Source organism: Trinickia mobilis (assembly GCF_017315705.1).
GTDB lineage: Bacteria > Pseudomonadota > Gammaproteobacteria > Burkholderiales > Burkholderiaceae > Trinickia_A > Trinickia_A mobilis.
Genome location: NZ_JAFLRF010000040.1, coordinates 1 through 5,256, shown reverse-complemented (window position 1 = coordinate 5,256; position 5,256 = coordinate 1). Strand labels below are relative to the sequence as shown.

General features: G+C 65.7%; 4 protein-coding genes. 3 read left to right on the top strand and 1 reads right to left on the bottom strand.

The window, feature by feature from the left end; genetic code table 11:
* Positions 1–118 precede the first annotated feature (118 nt).
* The 3 genes from J3489_RS30920 (at position 119) to J3489_RS30910 (ending at position 3,037) form a co-directional block, all read left to right on the top strand.
* Complete coding sequence (locus J3489_RS30920) at positions 119–1,474, top strand: FAD/NAD(P)-dependent oxidoreductase (RefSeq protein ID WP_207004668.1); 1,356 nt, start codon at positions 119–121, stop codon at positions 1,472–1,474.
* 79 nt (positions 1,475–1,553) lie between these two features.
* Positions 1,554–2,708, top strand: a complete 1,155-nt coding sequence (locus J3489_RS30915) for an NAD(P)/FAD-dependent oxidoreductase (RefSeq protein WP_207004626.1) — start codon at positions 1,554–1,556, stop codon at positions 2,706–2,708.
* A gap of 11 nt (positions 2,709–2,719) precedes the next feature.
* Positions 2,720–3,037 carry a helix-turn-helix domain-containing protein gene (locus J3489_RS30910; protein ID WP_207004625.1) on the top strand — a complete coding sequence of 106 codons (318 nt, stop codon included), beginning with the start codon at positions 2,720–2,722 and terminating at the stop codon, positions 3,035–3,037.
* A 75-nt stretch (positions 3,038–3,112) separates the two neighbouring features.
* Here the strand turns inward: J3489_RS30910 and J3489_RS30905 are convergent, their stop codons facing one another.
* Positions 3,113–4,477, bottom strand: coding sequence for a Fic family protein (locus J3489_RS30905; RefSeq protein ID WP_242540439.1), 1,365 nt, complete (start codon positions 4,475–4,477; stop codon positions 3,113–3,115).
* Positions 4,478–5,256 lie beyond the last annotated feature (779 nt).

Sequence of the window (5,256 nt, the reverse complement as noted above, 5' to 3'; positions counted from 1 at the left end):
GACCGGAGTTAGCGCTTTAGCGCTTACTCCGGTCCCATGCAAAGCTCCCCCCGAGGGGGCGGATGCCTCCCTTGGGACGGCCCGGCGGGAGGCATCGGCTGAGCAACCCCGCGTAACCATCGTCGGCGCCGGACCCGCGGGCGTGCGCTGCGCCGAGACGCTGCTCGCTGCGGGCGTCGCCCCGACCGTCGTCGATGAAGGCCGGCGCGACGGCGGCCAGATCTATCGGCGTCAACCGGAGACGTTCTCGCGTCCGTACGCGAAGCTGTACGGCACCGAAGCAGCGCGTGCGGAAGATCTGCACCTGACGTTCGAGCGGCTGCGCACACGGCTCGACTACCTGCCCGACACGCTCGCGTGGAATGTCGCCGAAGGCAAGCTGCACACGCTGCACGACGGCCATTCGCGCGCGCTGCCCTACGACGCGCTGATTCTCTGCTCCGGCGCGACCGATCGCCTGATGCCCGTCAAAGGCTGGCAGTACGCGGGCACCTACAGCCTCGGCGCCGCGCAGATCGCGCTGAAGGCGCAAGCCTGCGCGATCGGCCGCAAGGTGGTCTTCATGGGCTCGGGCCCGCTCTTGTATCTCGTCGCGAATCAATACGTGCAAGCGGGCGCGAAAGTGGCGGCGGTGCTCGATACGTCGACGCGCGGCGCACGGCTCTGGGCGCTGCCGAAGCTGCTCGCGCGGCCCGGCGTGCTGAGGAAGGGCGCGGCGCTGGTGTCGTCGCTGAAGCAGTCCGGCGTGCTGATCGAGCATGGGATCGAGCCGGTCGAGATCGTCGGCACGGACGCGGACGGCGTGCGCGGCATCCAATACCGCGACGCGACCGGGCACGCTCAGCAAATCGCCTGCGATGCGATCGGGCTCGGCTACCACCTGCGCCCGGAAACGCAGCTCGCCGACCTCGCGCGCTGCGCGTTCTATTTCGACGCGAACACGCGCCAATGGCTGCCGCAGATCGACGAACTCGGCCGCAGCTCGGTGCCGCGCGTCTACCTCGCGGGCGACGGCGCGCGCGTGCTCGGCGCGGACGGCGCGGAGCTGGCCGGCCGCCTCGCCGCCTACGCGGCATTGGCCGACCTGGGGCACCCGATCGACCCCGCCGAAGTCGAGCCGTTGAAGCGAGCGCAGCGGAAGATGGACCGCTTCCGTCTCGGCCTCGCACAAGCGTTCCCGTGGCCGGCCGCGCAAGCGGCAAAACTGAGCGACGACACCGTCGTGTGCCGCTGCGAAGGCATCACGGCGGGCGAGCTGCGGCGTGTGATACGCGACGAAGGCGCGCGCGAAGCGAATCGCGCGAAGGCGTTCAGCCGGGTCGGCATGGGACGCTGCCAAGGGCGCTACTGCGGCCACGCCGGCGCGGAAATCATCGCGGCCGAGGCGGGCGTGCCGCTCGAACAAGTCGGCCGGCTGCGCGGGCAGGGGCCCGTCAAGCCGATTTCGATCGCCACCGTGGAGGATGTTGAATGAACCACCCCCACGCTCACTATCGTTCGCTGCCCCCCGAGGGGGCGGATGCCTCCCTTGGGGCGGCCCGGCGGGAGGCATCATGATCGCGACCGAAGCGGATGTGATCGTCGTCGGCGGCGGCATCATGGGCGCGTCCGCCGCGTTCTTCCTGCGCCGCCGCGGCCGCTCGGTGGTCCTCGTCGAACGCGGGCTGATCGGCCAGCAGGCGAGCGGCACCAACTTCGGCAACGTGCGGCGCCAGGGGCGCTTCCTGCCGCAACTGCCGCTCGCGAACCGCTCGCGCGAGATCTGGGGCAAGCTGCCCGAGCTGATCGGCCACGACGCGGAGTTTCTGCCGTCGGGACATATCCGCGTTTGCTATCGCGAAGAACAGGCCGACCAGCTCGAAACCTACGCAAAGGAGGCGAGCCACTACGGCCTCGACCTCGAACTCGTGCGCGGCGAGCCGATGCGCGCGCGCTTTCCGTTTCTCGGGCCGGAAGTGCTGGCCGGCTCGTATTCGGCGAAGGATGGACACGCGAATCCGCGTCTCGCGGCACCCGCCTTCGGACGCGCCGCCGCGCGCCTCGGCGCGCAGATCTGCGAGAACACGGAGATCGTCGCCGTCGAAAAGGAGGGCGCCGGGTTTCGGGCGGCCAGCGCCGATGGCCGGGTATTTCGCGCGCCTCAGTTTTTGATCGCCGCGGGCGCGTGGGGGAGCCTGCTCTCCGAGCAATTCGGCGAGCCGGTGCCGATCGCCGTGCACGGTCCGCAGATGGCCGTGACCGAGCCGGTTCGCTACAGCCTCGAGCCGGTGGTCGGCGTCTCGTCGCCGCTGATGGAGGAGGTCGTGTATTTCCGCCAGATCGCGCGCGGCAACATCGTGTTCGGCGGGTGTGCGCGCGGCCCGGCGTATCCCGACGTGCGGCGCGCATACGTGCTGCCGCAGAACACGCTGCTGCAATTTCGTCAGCTGCATCGCGTGGCGCCGGCGCTGTCGCGGCTCAACATCATCCGCGTGTGGAGCGGCATCGAAGGCTACATGCCCGACGACAAGCCGATCATGGGCGCAAGCGGCAACGTCGGCGGGCTTTTCTACGCGTTCGGCTTCTGCGGACACGGCTTCCAGCTCGGACCGGGCGTGGGCGACGTGATGGCCGAGCTCATCGATACCGGCTCGACGAGCACGCCGCTCGAGCCGTTCGACATCCGCCGTTTCGCGGCCGTCGCGAGCCGCTCGCCGCAGGCGGCATAGGAGCGGGCGCGATGGTGACCGAACCGATCCAGCGGGCAATCGAATTCATCGAGGCGTCGTTTGCGCAGCCGGTGCCGCTTGCGACGCTCGCCGCCGCGGCGGAGCTGAGCGTGTCGCGCTTCGCCGCGCTGTTTCGCGCGCAAGTGGGGATCTCGCCGCATCGCTATGTGTGTCTCGTGCGCGTGCGGCACGCAGAGCGGCTGTTGCGCGGCGGGTTGCCGCCGTCTGTCGTGGCTACGGAAGTCGGCTTCTTCGACCAGAGCCATCTCGGACGCCACTTCAAGCGCACGTTCGGCATTACGCCGAGTGCGTGTCTTGCTGCGCGCTGACGTTGTGGCGTCCGCCAAGGCTTTCGCGAAAACGTTGATTTCGCGTCGGTGAGCTCGTACTTCAGCAAGCTGCGCTCAGTGCGGCCGGTCGGCGTCAATCCAGGCCTGCGTGACGGTCAGCGTCAGCCGGTACCGCGCGCAGTTGAATACCTCCAGCTTCTTCAACTCATCGAGCAACATTGCCCGGAAGCCCGGGGCCTGGTCCTCGGTGAGACCCAACTCCGCCACTGCGGCCTGCGCGGATTTTCTGTCACGAACCACTAGGCCAATGGCCTCGGTCAAATGCTCCCGGTATCGCAGTCTCAGAGGATTCGGGGCGCTCATGGACTCCATCACGACGACATACTTCTTCATCGAGCGCCGATAGGTCCAGGCGAACAGGTCCACCGCGCGCGAGACATCCAGGAATTCGTACACGCCCAGCATCGCCTGGGCATAGTCGTGAGGGTCGACGTCCAGGAAGGACAACGGCGAGCAGTTATAGAGCATCAGCGGAATGTTTGCTGCCAGGCGACTGGTGCGCTTGTTGCCATCCTCGAATGGCTGTAGGTACGCGAGATTCACCCACAGGAAGAAGGCGGTCTCGACCGGATTCTTGATGAGCCTGGCCTTGGCCAGGATGGTCTCCAGCATCTCCTCGAGCACGGCGGGCACTTGAGTCGGGACGTAGACTGTGTCGCTGATGTTGACCAACTTCTTGCGGATGACGCCCAGCGCATCGGTATCAGCAAGAAGGTCCTGCATGAGCACTGCATGCAGGTTTCGGATGAGCGCTGTCGAGAGGCCCTGCAACGGTACTGCATCAACCAGAAACTCGATGGCCGTCTTGTGGTTGAGCAGCATCACCGCGTCGGCGTCGCTGCCGGCGGTCCCGCGCTTGAACAAGTCCTCGGTCGCCAACAAGGTATAGCGGTTGCCCTCCAAACGAGAGGACGACCAGGACAGGTCGATGAGCAACTGCTCCAGCACCTTGCGCGCGTAGGTCCCCGCTGGCTGTTGTTCGCGCAGGCGACCGTCGCGATAGAGCGCTTCGGCCAGGTCTTGTGGCATCAGCCAGCTCTTATTGGGCACGTAGTCTTCGACAAATTCGCGCCGATAGGTAACCGGGTCGCGCGCGGCCAAGGACATGTCAAGTTTGCGGCCGAGTTCAACGGCGGCGGGTGACCACGCCGGACGCGGGCCGGCGGAAGGCTCCTCCGGGGCGGCGGTCCGGATGGCCGCATCCACCCCAGCCACCCCAGCCAGCCGGTAGCGGGTGGCTCGCGCATGGCCGCTACGCGTGAGCTGCCCACTGGCGCACAGCGCATCCAGATGGCGCCGGACAGTGGCGGAACTGCCGTGCGTAGCGTAGATGACGTCGGTAGAGGAAACCTCCATCTGGCCCGCTTGGGCTAGGCGTTGGATGACGTCAAGAACAGCTGCCGGGGTCAATTTGCTCATTTATCTGCTCAGTATCTGCTCGAATTTGAGCGGATACTACTTTAAATGAGCAGATACAACAAGTTTTGAGCAGGTAGTGAGCAGATTGTCAGGCGTGAGCTGATTTGAGCAGATTGCCCCCGTGCCCGGGCTTGCAATATCGTAGACAAGCTAAACCGCCTACGAGACCAGCAGCCGTTCCTAACCGATAACGCCGGTTTGATTCGTCAGCTGCGGCAATTCTGTGCCGCTTGCTATGGGGCCGCCCACACGCCTTTGCGACACCGAGCCTTTCGTTCGAGTCTCAAAGCCGCAAATTCGTCAGCCTGCCTCTCATGTGCTCCCCTTCGACAGCGGAATTCCACGGTGTGAGGCGCGGGCTGCACGCTCAAACATTCGAATTCCAAGGTGTGAGGATCGCGATTCGCCTTCAAACAGTCGAACTCCGAGGTCTGAGGCTCGCGTTCCACTCTCAAAGCGTGGACAACTCCACGGTCTGGGGCCCACGTTCCGCCCTCGGACATCCGAAGTCCTCGGTCTGAGGCTGACATTCCGCCCTCAAAGAGTCGAAGTCGTCGGTCTGAGGCTCAGATTTCGGCCCTCCAACAGTCGAATGCGTCGGTTTGGGGCTCGCGTCCCGCCTTCAAACATTCGAACGGCACGGTCGAGGGCTCACGTTTCCGTCTTCGGCGTTCGAGTTCGACGGTTTGTGGTTCGTCTTCCAGCCTCAGACCCCGGCGCGGGACCCGCAACTTGCCGCAAACGTAGGAGCAATCTGATTTTGCAGCCAAAAATGGCGG